This window comes from Brevibacterium marinum (genome assembly GCF_011927955.1).
Taxonomy (GTDB): Bacteria; Actinomycetota; Actinomycetes; order Actinomycetales; family Brevibacteriaceae; genus Brevibacterium; species Brevibacterium marinum.
Genome location: NZ_JAATJN010000001.1, coordinates 3,419,650 through 3,440,569, shown reverse-complemented (window position 1 = coordinate 3,440,569; position 20,920 = coordinate 3,419,650). Strand labels below are relative to the sequence as shown.

16 protein-coding genes are annotated in these 20,920 nt (G+C 63.6%); 6 read left to right on the top strand and 10 right to left on the bottom strand.

Annotated features, from left to right (window positions below; genetic code table 11):
• Positions 1-22: 22 nt before the first annotated feature.
• Positions 23-781, top strand: a complete 759-nt coding sequence (locus BKA07_RS15345; protein ID WP_167951649.1) for an SDR family oxidoreductase — start codon at positions 23-25, stop codon at positions 779-781.
• A gap of 16 nt (positions 782-797) precedes the next feature.
• Here BKA07_RS15345 and BKA07_RS15340 read toward each other — a convergent pair whose 3' ends face one another.
• The 7 genes from BKA07_RS15340 to BKA07_RS15310 form a co-directional block, all read right to left on the bottom strand.
• On the bottom strand, positions 798-983 hold the full coding sequence (locus tag BKA07_RS15340; RefSeq protein WP_167951648.1) for a hypothetical protein: 186 nt from the start codon (positions 981-983) through the stop codon (positions 798-800).
• 203 nt (positions 984-1,186) lie between these two features.
• A complete protein-coding gene (locus tag BKA07_RS15335; RefSeq protein WP_167951647.1) occupies positions 1,187-2,071 on the bottom strand; it encodes an amidohydrolase family protein in 885 nt (294 codons plus the stop codon).
• Between the two features lie 64 nt (positions 2,072-2,135).
• Positions 2,136-3,101: a 3-hydroxyacyl-CoA dehydrogenase NAD-binding domain-containing protein gene (locus BKA07_RS15330; RefSeq protein WP_167951646.1), complete on the bottom strand. Its 966-nt coding sequence runs from the start codon at positions 3,099-3,101 to the stop codon at positions 2,136-2,138.
• On the bottom strand, positions 3,098-5,146 hold the full coding sequence (locus BKA07_RS15325; protein ID WP_167951645.1) for an acetoacetate--CoA ligase: 2,049 nt from the start codon (positions 5,144-5,146) through the stop codon (positions 3,098-3,100). The genes BKA07_RS15330 and BKA07_RS15325 overlap by 4 nt, the downstream gene beginning before the upstream one ends.
• An 11-nt stretch (positions 5,147-5,157) precedes the next feature.
• Positions 5,158-5,982: a crotonase/enoyl-CoA hydratase family protein gene (locus BKA07_RS15320; RefSeq protein WP_209043995.1), complete on the bottom strand. Its 825-nt coding sequence runs from the start codon at positions 5,980-5,982 to the stop codon at positions 5,158-5,160.
• Positions 5,979-7,547 (bottom strand): AMP-binding protein, encoded by a 1,569-nt coding sequence (locus BKA07_RS15315; RefSeq protein WP_209043994.1) that lies wholly within the window; start codon positions 7,545-7,547, stop codon positions 5,979-5,981. The genes BKA07_RS15320 and BKA07_RS15315 overlap by 4 nt, the downstream gene beginning before the upstream one ends.
• Positions 7,544-8,932: an MFS transporter gene (locus tag BKA07_RS15310; RefSeq protein WP_167951644.1), complete on the bottom strand. Its 1,389-nt coding sequence runs from the start codon at positions 8,930-8,932 to the stop codon at positions 7,544-7,546. Before BKA07_RS15310 ends, BKA07_RS15315 begins: the two co-directional genes overlap by 4 nt.
• Before the next feature lie 190 nt (positions 8,933-9,122).
• Between BKA07_RS15310 and BKA07_RS15305 the strand changes: the two genes are divergently transcribed.
• Positions 9,123-9,929, top strand: a complete 807-nt coding sequence (locus BKA07_RS15305; protein ID WP_280712850.1) for a PaaX family transcriptional regulator — start codon at positions 9,123-9,125, stop codon at positions 9,927-9,929.
• Between the two features lie 40 nt (positions 9,930-9,969).
• Here the strand turns inward: BKA07_RS15305 and BKA07_RS15300 are convergent, their stop codons facing one another.
• Complete coding sequence (locus BKA07_RS15300; protein ID WP_167951642.1) at positions 9,970-11,757, bottom strand: hypothetical protein; 1,788 nt, start codon at positions 11,755-11,757, stop codon at positions 9,970-9,972.
• Between the two features lie 101 nt (positions 11,758-11,858).
• Here BKA07_RS15300 and BKA07_RS15295 point away from each other — a divergent pair, with 101 nt between their 5' ends.
• Positions 11,859-12,758: a hypothetical protein gene (locus tag BKA07_RS15295; RefSeq protein WP_167951641.1), complete on the top strand. Its 900-nt coding sequence runs from the start codon at positions 11,859-11,861 to the stop codon at positions 12,756-12,758.
• A 58-nt stretch (positions 12,759-12,816) separates the two neighbouring features.
• On the opposite strand, the gene BKA07_RS15290 is transcribed toward BKA07_RS15295, so the two are convergent.
• On the bottom strand, positions 12,817-13,755 hold the full coding sequence (locus tag BKA07_RS15290) for a LysR family transcriptional regulator (RefSeq protein ID WP_167951640.1): 939 nt from the start codon (positions 13,753-13,755) through the stop codon (positions 12,817-12,819).
• 138 nt (positions 13,756-13,893) lie between these two features.
• Here BKA07_RS15290 and BKA07_RS15285 point away from each other — a divergent pair, with 138 nt between their 5' ends.
• Positions 13,894-17,022, top strand: a complete 3,129-nt coding sequence (locus tag BKA07_RS15285) for a cytochrome P450 (RefSeq protein ID WP_167951639.1) — start codon at positions 13,894-13,896, stop codon at positions 17,020-17,022.
• A 102-nt stretch (positions 17,023-17,124) separates the two neighbouring features.
• Positions 17,125-18,504, top strand: a complete 1,380-nt coding sequence (locus tag BKA07_RS15280; RefSeq protein ID WP_167951638.1) for an MFS transporter — start codon at positions 17,125-17,127, stop codon at positions 18,502-18,504.
• A 308-nt stretch (positions 18,505-18,812) separates the two neighbouring features.
• Here the strand turns inward: BKA07_RS15280 and BKA07_RS15275 are convergent, their stop codons facing one another.
• Positions 18,813-19,727: a LysR family transcriptional regulator gene (locus BKA07_RS15275; protein WP_167951637.1), complete on the bottom strand. Its 915-nt coding sequence runs from the start codon at positions 19,725-19,727 to the stop codon at positions 18,813-18,815.
• A gap of 157 nt (positions 19,728-19,884) precedes the next feature.
• Here BKA07_RS15275 and BKA07_RS15270 point away from each other — a divergent pair, with 157 nt between their 5' ends.
• Entirely contained in the window at positions 19,885-20,733 is an 849-nt protein-coding gene (locus BKA07_RS15270) for an IS5 family transposase (RefSeq protein ID WP_167950313.1), read from the top strand.
• Positions 20,734-20,920: the final 187 nt, after the last annotated feature.

Here is a 20,920-nt window from a genome sequence, read left to right as displayed (position 1 = left end):
CGCTGAGAAGAAGGGGAATGCCGTGGACTTGAAGATCAGCGGGAAGACCGCGATGGTCACCGGAGGCACGCGAGGCATCGGACGCGCCATCGTCGAGGCGTTCCTTGCCGAAGGGGCCAATGCTGCCTTCTGCGCACGGAATGCGGCGGAAGTCGCCGAGGCGGAGGAGACGCTGTCCGCGAATGCGCCGGTCACCGGCACGGTCCTCGACGTTCAGGACGGTGACGCGCTGACGGCATGGGTCGAAGCCACGGTGGCGGAGTTCGGCGGCATCGACATGGTCGTCAACAGTGTCAGTGCGCTGGCGATCCCGGACACCGAGGAGAACTGGCACGAGTCATTCAACGTCGACATGATGGGGACGGTGCACCTGTCGAAGGCGACGATCCCGTACCTGGAGAGCAGCGATGTGGCCTCGCTGATCTCCATCTCCAGCGTTTCGGGTCGGGAAGCGGACTTCGCCTCCGGGCCCTACGGGACGATGAAGACCGCGATCATCGGGTACATGGCTGGACTGGCTCTCAGTCTGGCTGACAAGGGCGTCAGGGTGAATACGGTGTCGCCGGGCAACACCTATCACGAGAACGGTGTCTGGCCGGGGATCGAAACGAGTGATCCGGAACTGTTCTCGTTCGCGATGGGGCTCAACCCCACGGGAAGGATGGGAACTCCGGAGGAGACGGCCGCGAGCGTCGTCTTCCTCTCGAGTCCGCTGTCGAGTCGAACCTCGGGAGCGAACCTCCTGATCGATGGTGCACTCACCCGCGGCATCCAGTTCTGAGACCTCGGTGGAGACCTCAGCCCTCGGAATCGTCGTCCGGTTCTTCGGTCTCGCGATCCTGGTCGTCACTGCGTGTGCGTTCGTCGGCGTCTTCCCGCTTCTTCTCATGGTCGGTGGCATGTTCGACGTGGGAGGTCGGCGCCGCTTCGGCAGCCTTGTCGAGGTTCTTGGTGGCGTTGCGCATACCGTCTTCGATCGGCACGATGATCACCCTTCGCGATGGAGTGGGAAGTCATGTTGAGTCTACGCCTGGCTCGTCGCGCGCGAACAGACATGGAACGGAATACGAGCCTGATCGCAGAGATTTCAGAGGATCTCCCAACCGAGTGCGTGAGCCGACCTCCGGGCGGAATCGATGCTCATGGCTGATTTCACGCGTTGATACGACGTATCAGAATGACCTTCTCACAACCCCAGCACTCGTACAGCATTCTCCTTCATGATCAGCGGCACGGCTTCTTCCTTGATGCCCAGGGCTTCGAAGTCGTTGATCCAGCGTTCGGGGGTGATGAGTGGGAAGTCGGAGCCGAAGAGCGTCTTGGTCTTCAGCATTGACCCGATCGCCCGGGTCAGTTGTGGTGGGAAGTACTTCGGGGACCAGCCGGAGAGGTCGATGTAGACGTTGGCCTTGTGCGTGGCGATCGAGATCGAGGCATCGGCCCAGGGCACCGAGGGGTGGGCGAAGATCATCGTCAGCTCCGGCAAATCCGCGGCCACATCGTCGAGCAGCATCGGGTCTGAGTAGCGCAGCTTGATGCCGCGACCTCCGGGCAGTCCGGCGCCGATTCCCGTCTGCCCCGTGTGGAACAGTGCGACGAGCCCGTGCTGTGCGCAGGCCTCGTAGATCGGGTAGTACCTGCGTTCGCTGGGGTCGAAGTCCTGCAGGCTCGGGTGGAATTTCATGCCCCTGACCCCGTAGTTGACGGCGAGGTCCTGGATCCGGGCGACCGCCTCGGCGACGTTGTGGGGATCGACGGAGCCGAAGGGGATGAGGACGTCATTGTGCTCGGCGGCCTTCTGCGCGATCATCTCCGACGACACAGGGGGATGCCCGCCCAGCGCGGTCGTGGCGTCGACGGTGAAGATCACCGCGGCCATGTTGCGCTCCCTGTAGTAGGCGGCGAGGTCGTCGACCGTGGGTGTGCGCGGCACCGGTGCCCGGAAGTACCCCGCCGAGGCGTCGAGGAGCTCGGAATCGAGCGACGTGTGCTGGTGGTCATCGGCCTCGACATGGGTGTGCACGTCGATCGCGGTGATCGTCGAGAGGTCGATGTTGGGCTGGTAGATCATGGGTGTCCTTCTTCGATGGTGACGAGCGCAGTTCCCGGGTGCGGGCGAGGGGATGGTGTCGGGATTACGGCAGTTCGCCGTACTTGCGTTTGAGGGCGATGATTTCGAGGAGCATGTCGTCGCGCTGCTTGGCCAGCACCGCCGGGTCACGCCCGTCGAGTTCCTCGTCGACTCCGGAGATGAGCTTCTCCTTGAGATCCTCGCCGAGGTGGACCTGCTCGAGGTCGTGCATCCACACCTCCTGCGGTGGCCCCAGATGGTCGAGCACGTGCCGCATACCGCCGGCACCACCGGACAGGGACTGTTGGGCCAGCGGTCCGAGGATCGCCCACCGCAGGCCCGGCCCGGAGGAGATCGCCGTGTCGATGTCGGTCACGGACACGACTCCACGATCGACGAGCGAATACGCTTCCTGCCACATCGCGGCCTGGAGTCGGTTGGCCACATGGCCGGGCAGCTCGGCGCGCACGAGGATCGGCTTCTTCCCGATCGCCCGGTAGACCTCCAGTGCACGATCGACGACCGTCGCCGAGGTGCCCGTTGAGGGTACGACCTCGACCAGGGGGACCAGGTGGGCCGGGTTGAAGGGATGACCGACGATGATGCGTCCCGGAGCCTTCGTCGCATGTGCGTTCAATTGGCTGGGGGAGAATCCGGAGGTCGAGGAGGCGATGACCGCGGATGCAGGTGCCGCGGCGTCGATCTCTGCGAGCATCGCCTGTTTGACCTCGAGGCGTTCCGGCCCGTTCTCCTGCACGAAATCAGCATCGGCGACCGCCTCGGCGAGGCTGGGTGCGAAGGTGAGTTCGTCCGATGAAGGGGTGGTGGCCGCAGCGGCAGTCGACGAATCGCCACCCGCTGATGCGGCCGCCGCGCCCGCCTCGCCGACGAAGGTCGACACCTGCTCACGAAGTCGGGCTTCGGCGCCAGGCGCCGGATCGAAGGCCGTGACTGTGTGCCCAGCGGCGAGGAACCCGGTGGCCCAGGCGGCACCGATGACTCCGGTGCCGATGATCGCGATGGTGCTCATGCGTTCACCGTCGACTGCCGCGTCCGCGCATACTCCACATACTCATCGAGGGAACGAGGGTCCTGCAGGGCTCCGGCGCTCGCCACCGAATCGGCGGTGGCACCTTGGACGATGCGTTTGACCGGGACCTCGAGCTTCTTGCCCGTCCGCCCCAGCGGAATCCGGGTCACTGGGACCACCTCGTCGGGGGTGTGCCGGGGCGATAGCCGCTTCTTCAAAGCAGCGCGGATCCGAGTGGACAGCTCGGGTGTGAAAGTCACTCCGGGTTCGCACTGGACGAAGAGGACGAGTTCGCCCATCCCGCCGTCGGGATCCTCGAGGTGGATGACCAGGGCATCGGTCACCTCGGGGAGAGCGTCGAGGACGGTATAGAAGTCTGCGGTGCCCAGTCGGACTCCGCCGCGGTTGAGGGTGGCGTCGGAGCGGCCGGTGACGACGACCCCGCCGCCGGTGGTGAACTTCGCCCAGTCGCCGTGGCGCCAGATGCCGGGGTATTTGTCGAAGTACGCCGCCTCATACCGGGCATCACCGTTCTCGCCCCAGAAGGTCACGGGCATGGACGGTGTCGGCTGGATGATGACGAGTTCGCCCAGATCATCGAGCACCTCGTTGCCCTCCGAGTCGAAGGCGGTGGCGGCGAAGCCGAGGGAGGCTCCCGACATTTCGCCCGAATACACGGGTGACAGTGGTGAGGCTTGGAGGATGCCGGTGCATACATCGGTGCCCCCACACCCCACATTCAGCAGCACCTCGGGTCCGAACTGGTCGATCACCCATTCGTAGCCCTCGGCCGGAAGGGGTGCGCCGGCGGCGCCGAACTGGGAGATCGTCGAGAGGTCGAATTCCTCGGTGGGATTGAACCCGGCCTTGCGGGCGGACATGATCGCACCGGGTGCGACACCCATGAGTGTGGCCTCGGTGTTCGCGGCGATGCGCCAGAGTTCCTTGGGATCGGGAAAGTTGGGGTTGCCGTCGATCATGACGATCGATGATCCGACGACCAGCCCGCCGACGAGGGCGTTCCACATCATCCATGCGGTGGTGGAGAACCAGCAGAACTGGCTGCCCGGTCCCAGGTCGAAGTGGAAGCTGTGGTTCTTCAGCGTCTCGAGCAGGATGCCGCCGTGGCTGTGGACGATGGCCTTGGGCTTGCCGGTGGTGCCGGAGGAGAAGAGGATGAACAGCGGATGGTCGAAGTCGACCGGTTCGAACTCGAGGTCTTCCCCCGTCGAGGTGGCCGTGTCCGTCGCGTCCGCCGAGGTGGCCCCGAGGTCCGCATAATCCACGACGTCGACCGGGTGGTCGAGTCCAACCCCAGACGTGAACCGTTCGCGCAGCCCCTCGCCGAGGGTGAAGTCCCCGTAGTCGACGGACACGAGGTGGGTGAGACTCGGCAACGCGGCGACGACCTCGGCGAGTTCGGCACCGCGGTCGACGGTTTTGTCACCGTACATGTATCCGCCGATCGCGAGCAGCACCGTGGGTTCGACCTGGCTGAAGCGGTCGATGACGGACTGGGTGCCGAACTCAGGTGCGCAGCTGGCCCATATCGCGCCGAGACTGGCGGCGGCGAGGAACGCGACGAGCGCCTCGGGCTGGTTGGGCAGATACCCGACGACCCGGTCGCCCTTGCCGACGCCCAAGGACTTGAGTCCGGCACGAACGCGTGCGACCTCGGCACGCAGCTCGGCGAAGGTGAGTGTGAAGTCCTCTCGTGTCTGGGACACCGCGGTCACAGCCGCATCATCGGCCTGTGACTCGGCACCGAGCGAGTGCTCGGTGTAGTTCAGCGTTGCTCCGGTGAACCACTGGGCGTGAGGCATCACGCGCTCCTCGAGCACCGAGGTATACGGGCTGTGGGACTTCACCTCGAAGTACTCCCACACGGATTCCCAGAAGTCCTCGATGTCGGTGATCGACCAGGTGTAGAGATCCTCCCAGCAAGCAAACGAGCACCCGAACTTGGCATTGACCCAGGTGAGGAAGGCACCGATGCGGCTGGTCTTGATGGCGTCGGAGGGGACTTCGCGGATGACTTTTGGCATGTCGGAGTTCCTCACTTGTTGACCTTGGGGCCGGAGCCGTCGAGGAAGGACCGCATGAGGTCCTTGGCCTCGGTGCTCGACTGGGCGACGGAGGCCATGAGGGATTCCATCATGTAGCCCTCGTCGCGGCCGGATTCGACGATGCGCGGCAGGGTCTGGGTGATCGCATAGTTCGTCACCGGGGAGTTCGACGCGATCGAGGCGGCGAGCTCCTTGGCCTTGGCCAGGCCGTCGCCGACGGGCACCCGGTAGTTGACGAGGCCGATCGCCTCTGCCTCGGCGGCGTCGAACTTTCGGCCGGTGAGCATCATGTCCTGGACACGACTGAGACCGATCAGCCGGGGCACTCGCACCGAGGCGCCGCCGCCGACGAAGAGTCCGCGCTTGCCTTCGGGCAGAGCGAAATAGGCGGAGTCTTCGGCCACCCGCAGGTGGGCGGCAGTGGCGAGTTCGAGGCCACCGCCGATGACCCCGCCCTGAAGCACGGCGACGACGGGAATCTCGGATTCGGTGATCATGCCCATCGTCTTGTGCCAGCCGCGGGAATGGTGGAGGCCCGCCACGGCGTCTCGTTCGGCCATCTCGGACAGGTCGAGACCGGCGCAGAAGTGATCGCCGACGGTCGTCAGCACGATCGCCGAGACCTCGGGCGGGGTGCGGAAGAACTCGCCCAGGGCCGCCACCGTCGCGTCGTCGAGGGCATTGCGTTTGGCCGGACGGTCGAGTGTGAGGATGCCGATGTTGCCCTCGGTGGTGAAGCGCAGGGTCTCGGAGATATCGGTCGTGGACGGCTGCGAAGAGACGTCCGTGAGGTGAGAAGAGGTGGCGTTGGTCATGCGTTGTCCTTCGATGGTGCTGGTGCTGTGTTGGTCGAGTGTGCGCCGAGGCCTCCGGTGGTGCGCAGGGAGACTTTGTGGACCTTGCCTGAACCGGTGCGCGGGAGTTCGTCGACGAGGTCGAAGTACTTCGGCACCTTGTACTTGGCCAGACGAGTGAGCAGGAACTCGCGCAGCTCTTCACTCGTCGGTGGAGACGCCGCAGCGTCAGCCCCGGCCTCAGAGGCTGCAAGGATGACGAAGGCGTGCCCGACTTCGCCCCACCGGTCGTCGTTGGCTGCGACGACGGCGGCCTCGGCCACGGCGGGGTGGTCGAAGAGGGCGGATTCCACCTCGGCGGGGTAGACGTTTTCCCCACCGGAGATGAACATGTCCTTGAGCCGGTCGACGATGAAGAGGAACCCGTCGTCGTCGAGGTAGCCGATGTCACCGGTGTGGAACCAGCCGCCGGGGGAGAACGCCGCATCGGTCGCGGCCTGGTTGTTCCAGTAGCCGTTGGTGACATTGGGTCCGCGGACGACGATCTCACCCTTGACTCCGGCCGAGCACACATTGTCCGAGGCATCGCGGACCTCGACCTCGGTGAAGGGCACGGCCCGTCCCGCCGACCCTGGTTTGTCCAGGGCGTTCGCGGCAGGCAGGAAGGTGCACCCAGGGGAGGTCTCGGTGAGTCCGTAACCCTGGCAGAACATGATGTCCTTGGCCTGAAATGCTTCGATGAGGGAGACCGGAATCGGGGCGCCACCGGAGTTGACGAACCGCAGTGAGGACAGGTCGGCCGTGTTCCACCTCGGCGATTGGAGCATGTCGGCGAACATGGTCGTCACCCCGGCCATCCAGGTCAGACCTTCGTGCTCGATGGCGTCGAAGGCCCGATCCACATCCCATTTGGACTCGATGAGCATGTGGCCACCGCGCAGGTAGCTGGTCATCACCTGCTGGTCGAGGCCGATGACGTGGAACAGGGGAGCGGTGACCAGGGTGACGTCGGCGGCGGTGAGGTCCGAGTTGAGGAGGAGGTTGAAGGAGTTCCACAGCAGGTTGGCGTGTGAGAGCACCGCCCCCTTGGGCCTCCCGGTCGTTCCGGAGGTGAAGAGCAGGAACGCCGGCTCGTCACCGTCGACCTCGGCCGCAGGCACAATCGATACCGGCGCCGAGGTGGTCGTTTCCTCCCAGCGAACCGTTTCCTGGCCCGCGTCGGCCGTGAGTCCTGCCGCGGTCTCGGACATCTCGGGGGCGACGTAGAGGCGGGTCACCTCGGCGAGGGTCAGCTGGTAGTCGAGCTCGGCCGGGGCCAGGCGCCAGTTGAGCGGAATGAAGATCGCCCCCAGCCGCAGGCAGGCCAGCAGGACGACGATCGTCGCCGGGTGGTTGGGCCCGAGGTAGGCGATGCGGTCACCTCGGCGAACACCGCGAGCGCGAAGGTCAGCGGCGCAGGCCAGGGTGCGTGCGTGCATTTGGGCGTAGGAATACCGGATGCCGGCGAAGGTGATGGCGGTCTTCTCGCCGTAGTCGGTGGCCTGGCGTTCGGAGAGCCGGGCCAGGCTGGGGTGGGTGAAGGTCACTGATTGGGTCCTTCCATGGCTGCCGGTGGGGTGTCGGTCGAGGTGCCTGCCGGAGCACCGGTGGCGGGCGGAGTCTCGGCGAAGCGCTGTTCGGACAGGTTGCGTGACTTCGTCTCACCGAGTCGCCAGATGCACAGGATGCTGATGGCGGCGATGACGAGGAGGACCAGGGACAGCGGGATCGTCGACGGTGATCCGGTGGAGCTCATGATCGCGGCGAAGAGAACGGGAGAGATGCCCGCGCCGATGCCGGCGATCTGGTAGCCCAGGGAGGCACCGGTGTAGCGGTGCTCGGTGTCGAAGAGTTCCGAGTAGAGGCCGGCCAAGGGTCCGTAGATCATCGGATGGATGATGCCTTGGCCGACGACCATGCCGATGGTGATGATGACGCCGTTCTTCGTGTCGAGCATCGGGAAGAGGGCGAAGCCCCAGATGGCGATGAACACGGCTCCGGCGATGACGAGTGGGCGGCGACCGATGGTGTCGGAGAGGCGGGACCAGCCGATGATGCCGAAGATCGCGAAGAACGAGGAGAAGGACAGAGCGTTGAGGATCGTCTGCCGTTCGATGCCGATCTGGACGCCGTAGGCCACCGAGTAGGTGGTGAGCAGACCCTGGAACATGAACGCCGACAGGCCGACACCGACGGAGAACAGCAGGGTCAGCGGCTGCTTGCGCAGGGTCGCGAGGATCGGAAGCCCCTTCTTGGGTGTGCGTGACTTCGCCGCTATGAACTCTGGGGACTCGTCGACGGCGGAGCGGACGATCACGCCGATGATCAGCAGCAGGATCGAGGCGAGGAAGGGCAGTCGCCAGCCCCAGGCGATGAAGGTCTCGGGGCCCATGGCGGCCAGGGTACCGGCGATGACGAGAGCGGAGACGAGCTGGCCGGTGGGTGCGCCGGCGCTGGTGAAGCTGGCCCAGAAGCCGCGGTTCTTGGTGGCATGCTCGGCGGACATGAGCATGGCGCCTCCCCATTCGCCGCCGATGGCCACGCCCTGGATGACGCGGATGAGGATGAGGAGAACGGGAGCGATGAGACCAGCTTGGTCGTAGGTCGGCAGCAGCCCGATCGCGGTCGATGCGATGCCGATGGTGAACATGCTGACGACGAGCATGCGTTTGCGGCCGAGCTTGTCGCCGAAGTGACCGAAGATGATGCCGCCCAGTGGGCGAGCCAGGTAGCCGGTGGCGAAGGTGGCCAGGCTGGCCAGTGTGCCGATGGCCGGGGTGAGGTTCGAGAAGAAGACGTCTTTGAAGACGAGTGCCGCGCAGACGGAGTAGACGAAGAAGTCGTAATACTCGATGACGCTGCCCAGGTACGCCGAGGCGGCTGCGCGTTTGAGCATCGGTGTCGATTTCTCTGGCGATTTCGTGGAAGCCATGTGATCCTCGCTGATTGTGTGGCTCGTGTGGTCGAGTTTGCTGGTTGTTCTGTGCGATGTTCTGTGCTGGGAAGGAGCCCGATCGCCGCTGACGGGGCCGCTCTCAATACTATGCAGGAGTTTGTTGTAACGTCAACGAAATGCGATTAATTGATGTTTCGGAGTGATCCTGGGACCGTAAAGTAGGGGCATGACGGTTCACCCACAGTCACTCTTCTTTGCGCTCGCCGGCCTGCACATGCTCGATGACCCCAGGCCGCTCAGCGGTGCCTCGATCGTGTTCGTCATGGGCAAGCTCGGCGTGGGGGAGTCGGCAGCGAGGTCCGTGTTGCAGCGGATGACGGCAAAGAACTTCATCGTGCGGCACAAGGAAGGTCGGAAGACCTTCTACACTCTGTCCGATCGTGGCCGGGTGGTCCTGCGTGAGGGCCAGGAGAAGATGTTCGCCGGCTGGCAGCCGCAGGACTGGGATGGCCGGTGGACGTTTGTGCGCATCCAGGTGCCCGAGTCGAAGCGGACTCTGCGCCATCAGATGGCGTCGCGGCTGTCCTGGGCCGGCTTCGGGCAGGTCGACGGCGGGCCGTGGGTGGCTCCTGGGGAGCATGATGTCGCCACGATTCTCGGCCCGGAGCAGGCGGAGATCTCGCCGATCGTCGTCTATGGAACGCCTCAGCCGCCGACGACGGAGGCCATGCTCGTCGATGCTTTTGAGCTAAAGGATTTGGCAGAAGACTATGCGGAGTTCGGTGCGAAGTGGCGGAAGGTCAGTGCTGAGTCGTTGACGCCGGTGGATGCGCTGGTCAAGCGCGTGGAACTGCACTTCGATTGGCTGACTTTGAGCCGCACGGATCCACAGTTACCCGCAGAGCTATTGCCCGATGGGTGGCCGGGAACTGTGCAGGGCGAGCTGTTTCGAAGCATGGATGCTGGATTGCGGAAGCAGGAAAGCACCGCAATTTCAGGGTTCTTTACGGGGGAGTCGACGGAATTCTGGTGATTCCTGTGACGCCCACCTGCTGCGCCAGCCCCTCCGGCCATCACTCGATAACGGCATCGCGCATCGCAATGATGTCTGCCCGCGCCAGTGATGTCAGCAGCGCAGGATCACCCAGATCGAGCTCCTGGTCCTCCAGCGAGTAGGACACGTTCTTGAGCATCGACTTCGCACGTGCAGTCGGCTGTGTCGTGGCCCCAGCGGCAAAGGTCATCGTCTGAATCGTGCGCTGGCGAACCTCGGCGATGAACCACCGGTTGTTCTTTCCTGCGATCCAACACAGTGCGGCAATCGCCGGCGGGTGGGCGAAGCCCCGACGGAATGCTCCGGGGTTCGTCCGAGCCGTGAGATTCAGGATCCGCAGCACAGCGGTCGTCATCTCCGGGTCTCGGAAATGGGCGTCGGCGAAGCGGGCCAGGTCGGCGGCCAGTGCCTGTACTTGGGGGAGCACCTTCGGGCTGATGCCATCGGTGTTCAAGTCCTCGGCGGGCAGTGGCTCCTCATCGAGGGCGGCGAGATCGTCCTCACCGCCTGCCCGCAAACGAAGCTCTTCTCTCAGGAACTCGGCGCCTTCCGGACTGATCGTCAGCGGATCGAACCCCCGTCCAGAGTTCGGGCCGAGGCCCATGGCACCGAGCTGTTCGACAAGGTCCTGTGGAATTTCGATGTCCGGTGGCAGACCCAGAAGTTCTGCGAGTCCGGAAGCAGGCGACTCGGAAACGCTTGACCCTTGGGCCACTCGTCGGCGGTACTCGGGGAGTGCTTCATCAATCGCTTCGAGCGCCGAGGTTGTGAATTCCGGCGAGGTGCCTGAGAGTTCATTGGCGAATTGCACCAGTGCGGCAAGGACTGTGGGCATGCTGAGCATGAACTCGTCATCAGCGAGGACCTTGCGCGGGTAGAGATCGCCCATGACCATATTGACAGCGGTCGCGCCCCATCTCAGCGGTTCACCGGACCCATGGGTGAGCTGAAAGTCGAAGAGACGTTCAGCGTGCATCCCGGCATCGGACTGGATCTCTCGAGCCCAGGGCGAAGCAAGAAAATCAGCGACCAGACCGTCGAGCTCTTCTTCGGTCCACTCGTGTGGCTGTTCAAGATCACCGCCCTCAGGCAGGAGCCGCAGCATCCAGGCCAGGAGCAGTCTTACCGAGGGCCAGGTGTCGGTTTCCGTGGGCGGCATTATGTGGTCGCCGTGCTCGACGAACTCCTCGATCCGGGCGCGTGCATCCGCCAGCGTCAGTTCGATGTGCTCAGACGGTATCTCTGGATTGCCGGCGGACAGTTGCTGGATCGAGTCGATTGTGTCGTCGATCGGATAGCAGTCTTCGAGGTAGGGAACGCCCAGTCGTGTCACTGCGACGGCCATCGTGACTGGCTGCCCCGTCAGCGAGAATTCGACGAACAGCGTCTCTTCGTGGCCGAGCTCGTGGCGCAGTGAGGCGGCAGCGACAGGTGATATCGAGTCGAGACTGCGGACCCACTCGGGCAATGATGCCGATCTGGGCTTGACGGTGCGGTGGATGCGTCGTCGCAGCAGGGAATCGTCGAACATGGCGGCCCAGACGAGCAGGAGTGCGTCGGTCTCCGGAGCGGCAGAGTCCACCATCGCCGAGGTGAGAGCGAGGAACGGCTCCGAGGCCGGGTTCGACTCGACCTTGGTTGGCATCGAGAACGGGGCAGAACCATCGTCTTCGTCGACATTGGCGGTGAAGCCCATGGCACTCGCTGCCATCAGCAGGGGCACAGGACTCGGATCGGCGAGGAGCTCGGAAAGTTCGGCAAGGAACTCGGCCTCATCGCTCGGCGACTGCGGGGGCTGTGATGGCATGGTTCCACGTTAGTCCATGGGCGGTGGGGGTGCACTCGTTCTGATGGGCTGGCCGTGGATGTCGATGGGTCTGCCGCGCATGCGATTGCTACTCTGAACGGGTGGTGGCCAAGAAATTCGATCGTAGTCAGTTCTTCCGCACAACCTCAGGCTTCGACCGTGATGACCTGGAGAGGATGCTGTGGACCCTCTACTGGCGCGGCGACGCTCGGATGCGAGAACGGGTCGAAGACCTCATCGATCCGGCACAGGTGACCGTCACGGCACCTGCGCCGCCATCGCCCAAAGAAGTACGGAGGGACGTCAAGGAATTCGCTGCCCTGGCTCGTGCCGGAGCCTATCTTGCACGCGACCGTCGGGTCTCGCCCAAGGAGCGCACGCGGTGGAGGTTCACCTACAAGGACCACTTCACACAATCGTTCGCGGCTCTGACCGCCGGCTCCGGTGAGGAGATTCGCCCTGCCGTTGAGGCCGTGAGCACACTCATCACTCTCGCCTGCGAAACCGAAGGTTTCGACTACTTCCGCTCAGAGGACCCTATCGAAGCATCGAAGGTCGTGATCTCAGAGAAGGTCGACCAACTGTGGACTGGTATAGGCCGGGCCCTGGGTCCGGAAGAGCTGTGCCGACTCGCGGCTGTTCAGATCGTCCATTGGGAACGCAGATTCGGGTGGACTCGTGTCGGATTCGGTCGAACGTCAGAAAAGGAATCGACGCTCACCGAGGTGCTGCCTCATCACCTGCTGACCCCTGACATGTGGAGCAGCTTCACCGAGCACTACGTTCAGGAACTCGCCGAGGTGGGAGATAAGAATTCAGCGAGCTACGGCACGGTCTCCGCACGGACCGATGCCCTGGAGCCGCTCAACAAGTCGCTCATCGACCGTCTAAACGAGTCAGGGGAAGATGATCGCATTGATGCGCTGCTGGACAATCGGGGTCTGACCGCGAACGGCAGGAAGAGATTACGAGGCTATCAGCGGGCGCTCAACCCCAAGTGAATCTGCCGTCTGCAAAGGTCTTCGGCCGACGGGTTTGTTCGGTGAGGCGAACCGGTCTTCAGGCGTACTCGGTGTTTGAGTGGGTTGCCCAACGGGTTGTCTCCGCGAAGTTGATGATCGCCTGGACTCTTGGTGCCACCCGAGCGCTCGACGACCAGATCATCTCAACCCCGACCGGCTCGACCGCCGGCTCGATCTCCTTCACCACCAGCGGGTACCCCTCGTAGCTTGCGGTGTTCTTGAGCCTCTGCACCAGCACTCCATACCCGAGGCCACGCCCGACCAGCGTGCGCACCACCTCGTAGCTCGTCGTGGCGTGCCGGATCGTCGGCTGCAGTCCGCGATCATGGAACATGCCGAGGGTGTGCTGACTCGATGGGGGAGAGTCGAGGAGGATCATGTCGCGATCGACCAGATCCTCCAGGCGAACCGTCTCGCGTGAGACAAAGGGATCATCGGCCGCCAGAATGACATGAGCCGGCTGTGCGAAGAGCTGCGCGTGATTCGGAGCCCCCGGAATGAGCGTCTCGTAGACGAAAGCGACGTCGATCTCACCCGATTCCAGTTTCCCGGCCAGCTTGTCCTGTGTCGTCTCGACGATCTCGAGGCTCACCCGCGGATGCTGCTCACCGAATTCGGCGAGGAGCACCGGCAGGATCATCGGAGCCAGGGTCGGGTAGCAGCCGATCGTGATCGGTCCGGCCAGCTCACCATCCGTGGTCTTCAGGTCACGCTCCAGGTCGTTGGCCTCGTTGATGAGGTTCGTCGCCCGTGCTGCGATCTGTTTTCCCGCTGCGGTGAGGATCAGCCCCTGTGCCTTCTTGCGGATGCAGAGCTGCGCGCCCACCTGGTGCTCGAGCGTCGTGATCGAATCGGAGATCGCCGAGGACGAGACGTGCAACTCGGCAGCCGCGGCTGAGATCGTACCCAATCTGGCCGCGGTGACGAGATACGAGAGTTGGCGCAAGGAGAAGTTCGGGACCTGGTCAATGTGCATATTCGCGTTTCCGGACTAGTTGTCAGATTAATTCCGCTTTTCCTTTGATCGTACCCGTCGCAGACTGGACTGTGAACGCGATCACAGCATCGAGTGATCGCACAGACAGCACAGTCTCAAGGATGAGGGGAGACGACGATGACTTCTCAACTGCACGGGGACACCCACCAAGGGGCCGCCTCGGCGCCGGTGGCGGACTGGGTGACGATCCCGGAACTCTACGAAGATCCGTTCCCGATCTACGAACGCCTCCGCGCCGAAGGCGGCGTCCACTGGGTGCCCGCGGTCAACCGCTACCTCATCACCAGCTACGACGCCGTCAGCGCCACCGAACACGACCAGGAAGTGTTCTCCGCGAACGAAGAGGGCTCCCTCCAGATCCGCGCCATGGGTCACTCGATGCTCCGCCGCGACGACCCCGAGCACTACGAGCAGCGCCGGGCCTGGCAGCCCGTCCTCAAGCCCGGCTACGTCAAACGTGTGTGGACTCGCATGTACCGGGAGGTCGCCGAAGACCTGCTGACCGGGCTCATCGACAAAGGCTCCGACGTCGACCTCATCTGGGACTTCGCCGCACCCTATGCCGCAGAGACCCTCCGGCGTATGCTCGGCCTCTACAACGTCGACCAATCCGACCTGCAGCGCTGGTCGCAGACCATGATCGACGCGACCGGCAACTACGCCGACGACCCGGACGTCTGGGCCAAGGGGGAGAGGTCGTTCAATGAAGTCGACACGGCACTCGACGAGATGCTCGAATACCACCTCACCCACCGCGACGACTCACTCATCTCCGGACTGCTGTCCATGCCCGGCGAGACAATGCCGATCGAACAGATCCGCGCGAACATCAAGATGACCATCGGCGGGGGACTCAACGAACCTCGCGACGCCCTGGGCGTGGCAGCCATGGCCATGTTCAACCATCCCGAACAGCGCACCGCCGCCATGGCCAACCCCGCGCTGTGGCCCACCGTGTTCGAGGAGACCATCCGCTGGATCGCCCCCATCGGCATGTACTCCCGCCAGACCACCCAGGACACCGTGCTCGCCGGCACCCACCTGCCCGCCGGGGCGAAGCTGGGCATCTGTGTGCTCTCGGCCAACCGCGATGAGAACGTGTGGGACAACGCCGACCAGTTCAATATTCACCGCGAAGCCAAACCCCACCTCGCCTTCAGCAAAGGCGTGCACGTGTGCCTGGGCAACTGGGCCGCCCGTGCCGAAATCGCCGAGGTGGCTTTGCCACTCCTCTTCAACAGCCTTGAGGGACTGCGCATCGACGATTCCCGCGAGTCGAAGGTCGGCGGGTGGGTCTTCCGCGGCATGCTCAAACTCCCCGTCACCTGGTCGAAAGCCAGCGAGGCACCCGACTACGGGGCTGCGGCCACCGGAGGAGCCACCTCGGCGGAGGACTCCGTGGCTTCTGAAGGTATGGGACCCAAGGTTGCGGTCATCGGTGCGGGACCGTCCGGCTGCTACAGCGCCAAGGAGATCCTGCGCCAGGTGCCCGGAGCCTCCGTCGATGTCTACGACAAACTCCCCGTGCCCTATGGTCTGCTGCGCTATGGCATCGCCGCCGACCACCAGGGCACCAAATCCGTAACCACCCAGTTCGACCGCCTCTTCACCGATCCCCAGGCGAGGTTCATCGGCAACACCGAGCTGGGCACCGACGTCACCATGGACGAACTCAAATCCCACTACGACACCGTGGTCCTCGCCAGCGGACTCTCCCTCGACCGGCCACTGGACATCCCCGGCACCGACCTGCCCCAGGTCTACCGGGCAGGCACGATCACCCGACTGCTCAATGGGCATCCGGACGAAGTGGCGTCTTCCGAAGACGCCGGTGCGGGGCCCGTGCTTGGTCGCAACGTCGCCGTCGTGGGACAGGGGAACGTTGCCATCGACATCCTTCGGCTGCTCACCTGTTCGTCAGCATCTCTGGACGGCAGCGACATCGACGACAACTTGCACGGATCCCTGCAGTCCGAGATCACTCGCATCGACGTCATCGGCCGGTCCGAACCACGGGCCGCCAAGTTCGATCCCGTCATGATCCGCGAACTCGCCCGCGTACCCGGACTGTCCCACGTTCTCCACGGCGTCGACCTGTCCGCAGTCCCGGTCGGCAAGGACGCGAAACTCGACGCACTGCGTGACCTCATCGATCCCACGAACAGGGCGGAGGCCGCTGACAGGGGCACCGCCTCGGCGAAGGAACTCGAGGTGCACTGGTGGTTCACCAGCACACCCGAGGCGATCACCGGGACTGGTTCGCCGGCGGCAACCCCTTCCGGAACCGAAGCCGTCGCCGGCATAGACCTCACCCATGACGGTGAAGCCGTCCACCTCGAAGTGGACTCCGTCATCACCGCCATCGGCTTCGTCCGTGACCCGAGACAGGTTGCGAAGCAGGGCATCTGCCCCGTCTCGCCGATCCCCGCTGACGGGAAGATCAGCGACGGGCTCTTCGCCATCGGCTGGCTCAAGGGCAACGGTCGAGGCACCATTCCCGACCAGCGCACCGACGCCCGAGCCCTGGCGACCACCATCGCAGCCGAGGTGACCGCAGGGTCGATCTCGACCGGTGCACCCGGTCTCGAGCCTGATGCCAAGGCCACCGACTTCGACGGATGGCGCCGAATCGATCTCAGGGAGCGCCTCGGCGCCGGTGTCGAGCGTTGCCGGGCGAAGATCACCACACGCTCGGAGATGATGGAGGCCGCACGGGACTCGAGTCTCGACGAACAGCTCACGACCGCCTCGGCGAGTGCCGCACATGATCTGGCCCCCGGGGTGCCGGTGACGATCCTCTTCGGCACCGAATCCGGCAATGCCGAACTCGTCGCCGAGGAGCTCGGAACATACTTGGGGGAGCGTGACGACCTGAAGATCGCGGACCTCGCGTCTGCATCCACGGCCGACCTGGATCCCTCGCGGTTCTACCTGCTCGTGTGCTCGACGTATGGGGACGGTGACGTCCCGAGCTCGGCCACACGGTTCTACACACAACTGCGCGAGCAGAACACCGAACTCGACGGACTGCGCTTCGCGGTCTTCGGAATGGGCGACGCCAGCTACACCAAGACGTACTCGCGCGGGAGCGAACTGCTCACCGAAGCACTCGAGGCACGCGGGGCCACCCGGGTGGGCGAATACGGCCGCCACGACGCAGGGGGACCGGTGCCTGCGTCAGAAGCGGCGAGCGAATGGGCGGAAGGAGTGCTGACGAACCTGTCGGCCGAACTCGTCCCGGCCTGATCAACTGCACTGCTGCCCAAGCGACTGTACTGACATCGCCTCATCACGACCGGCCGAAGCACACGACAACTCGTCACATCACGACTGAACAAGGACGTTCTCATGACCGCCACACACGAAGCCACGCCACCCGCACAGAAGGCGAACCAGAGGAGGGTCGCGTTCGCCTCCCTCATCGGGACGACGATCGAATGGTACGACTACTTCACCTACTCGACCGCGGCCGCACTGGTCTTCGCCCACCTGTACTTCGCACCCGCCGGCGACGGCGTCGGACAGCTGCTGGCGTTCGCGACGATCGGAATCTCGTTCCTGTTCCGGCCGGTCGGGGCGTTCCTGTCGGGACACTTCGGGGACAAGCTCGGGCGGCGGTTCATCCTCGTCGTCACACTGGTGACGATGGGTGTCGCGACGGCACTCATCGGCCTCATCCCCACCTACGAGACCATCGGCGTGACCGCACCGATCCTCCTCATCCTGCTCCGTATCATCCAGGGACTCTCCGCCGGCGGCGAATGGGGCGGTGCCGCACTGCTGGCCGTCGAACATGCCGACGATTCCCATCGAGGCAGGGCCGGATCGTACCCGCAATTGGGTGTGCCACTGGGCATGCTGCTGTCCTCGGGTGTCATCGCGCTGATGACCGGCGTCATCTCACCCGGTGAGGCGTTCATGGAGTGGGGTTGGAGGGTGCCATTCCTGCTCTCGGTCGTGCTCATCGGAGTCGGCTACTGGGTGCGCAGATCGGTCGAGGACACCCCGGTGTTCAAGGAGATCCAGGTCGAGTCGGCCAAGCGCAAGGCCCCGATCCTCGTGCTGTTCAAGAAGCACCTGCCGCTGGTGATCGTCGCTGCCCTCATCTTCGCCGGCAACAACGCCAGCGGGTACATGACCACCGGCGGTTTCGTCACGAAGTACGCGACGACCGATGGCGTGGGCTTCTCGCAGACCGATGTGCTGCTGGCGATCACCTTCGGATCGTTCGTGTGGCTGGTCTCGACGGCCGTCTCGGGCTATTTGGCCGACCGCATCGGGCGGGTGCGCACATACGTGTGCGGCTTCGTCATCCTCATTGCCACAGCGTTCCCCCTATTCTGGCTCATCGACACCGGGTCCCTGGGGCTGATGTACCTGGCACTGGGCACCTTCTCTGTCGGACTCGGTCTGTCCTACGGTCCGCAGGCGGCCCTCTACGTCGAGCTGTTCCCCGCCTCGATCCGGTTCAGCGGTGTCGCGATCTCCTATGCGCTGGGTGCCGTGATCGGCGGCGCGTTCGCTCCCACGATTGCGCAGGCGCTGCTGCAGGCAACCGGGACCACAGCGTCGGTGTCGTTCTACCTCGTGGGGATGTCCGTGATCTCGCTGGTGGCAGTGTCGCTCGTTCGCGACCGACGCGGAATCGACCTGTCTGTGGGGAATGAGGCGGAGCAGAACGCTGGGGTCTGGCGGGTTGGGTGGGAGGAGCACCGCATTGTCGATTGACATCGGGTGGGCCTTGAGGGCTGGTCGTTGAAGGCCCGGTCATCGCGTCGTTGAGCTCGGCTACCGATCGAAACCGTACCGACGGCATTGCCCAGAGGCCGAGGCTCGCTTGCTCGAGTGAAGGAAAACACGTTGGAATCAATGAGCAGAGGACGGGCCTCGGCCCTAATTTCTTTACTGGCTCGAGCCAGAGCGCTTCCAATCGAACCGCGCTGTGAATTCTCGTCGTAACAGTGCTGGAGATGAATGCGAGTGCAAATCGGTGATCTCATGAGCGGGCGGGCCTCATGCGGGTGGGACCTCCTCGTTTATGACGGGACCATTCCCTTGGCAGTGTCGAACAGTGCGCGACGAAGTGCGATCTCCGCCGAGGACCCAACTCGTTCGTCTCGCTGGCCCACCAGGATTCGTCTCACTGGAGCCTCGTCGCCCAGCGACAAGGACCGCACCCCAGGATGTCGAAGGGTCACAGCTCCCGTCGGTGCCATGGCTACACCGATGCCGGCGCTCACCATTGCCTGTGCTTCCTGGTAGTCGTTAGCGTACATCGCTATAGAAGGACGAAAGCCTGCAGAGGTAGCGGCCCTGTCCAAGACTTCCACGACAGGATGGGCGTCGGCCCGAACGACCCAGGTCTCGTCAGCAAGGTCTTTCATCTGGACCTCAGATGCTCGTGCCAGCCGATGATTCTTCGATACGAGAATTACAAACGGTTCGCGGAACAGCTCGTCGATCGTGATGCCCTCGACAGAGATCGGGCGCCAAGGATGGTCCCACAGCAAGCTCATCTGTGTAGAGCCGCGCTCGAGTTCGGCAATCAACGTATCGATGCGAGCACTGCGAATCGACAGGTCCACTGAAGGATATTGGGACGTGAATGTCTCGATGACCAGGGGGAGGAACGATGCTGCGACCGTCGGAAACGCCCCAACTACCAATGACCCGCTCTTACCCGCCGCAAGGTCATCAAGGTCTGCCCGGGTCGCATCCATCTGCCGCAGAATCTTGCGAGCGTGATTTGCCAACATCATGCCGGCTTCGGTGGGAATGACACCCCTTGACTGTCGTTGAAGCAGCGAATGGCCCAGCTCGAGCTCAAGCCGGTGGAGCTGCTGCGACACAGCCGAGACTGTGTACGACAGTTCGTCAGCGGCGGCGGTGACTGATCCGGCCTCAACAGTTCTGACAAAAATCTCAAGTCGTTTCGCATCCAAGAGTCTCATATCTTAAGTGTAGCTACATGAGTTCTAAGAGGTTGCGCGGATAGGTGGGGAGTGTGCGTATCCTGCACCCGGCGTGTCGTAACAGACTGACACGGAGAAGCGTCAGCTTCGATGGAAGTGCAAACATCACAATCGAAGACATAAGGACAGCTTCCCCGTGCCAGCACTTCCATCTTCAGTCATCGACCCTCTCTGGAGCCAATTCAAAACTCTTCTGCCCACGATCAACGACGACCACCCCCTCGGATGCCACCGGCGACGAGTTGCCGATCGGATCGTCTTCGACAAGCTCGTCACCCGACTCGTCCTCGGCGGTGCCTACACCAAACATGCTGACGGCTTGGTCTCAGCTACAACGTTGCGATGCCGCCGCGATGAATGGATCGCCCACGGTGTGTTCGCTCGCCTGGAGCAGATCGTGCTCGAGGCCTTCGATCAAGTCATCGGCCTGGACCTGACTCACCTGAGCGTTGATGGCTGCTGTGTGAAGGCTCCCTGCGGTGGTGACAACACCGGACCGAACCCGACCGATCGTGGCAAGTCCGGACAGAAACGGTCCGTGCTCGTCGAAGGCCACGGCCTGCCGATCGGAGTTGTTCTGGCGGGTGCGAATCGCCACGATTCCCCGTTGCTGCGGCCGACCGTGGAGTGTCTGTCCCGGTTCGGGTTCTTCCTGCCCGAGCGCATTCGGATCGATCTTGATTCCGGATACGATTCGCAGGTCACCCGGAACCTGTTGTCGGAGTTCGGATGCGAATGGAGGATCTCTCCCAAGGGGGCTTTTATCGAGATCAACCACACCCGGCGGTGGACGATCGAGCGGACGAATTCCTGGCATACTCGCGGGTTCAGGCTCTTGCACGTGGTGCTCGATCGTGTTGATCGAGTCCAACACGCGTGGGCGAGTCTGGCGAATGCCGTCATTGTCCTCAAGCGGTTGCTGCAGATGTCATGGACTCAGTGTCGGTGGACTACCAGGCCCGTCAAGCGCTATGACTGGAGATGACTCCCTATCCGCGCAACCTCTAAGTCACGACGATTCGAATCCAAGAGGGCGATGGCTGATGAACCCGGTGCACTCTGCAATATGCCGATCCATGCGGGTTAAGTAGTTGTTAACTTGAATGAATAACTGGAACATTGTGCTTAAATTGCCCGATTCCTAGGCTGTCACCAAGCGACTCAGAGTGACG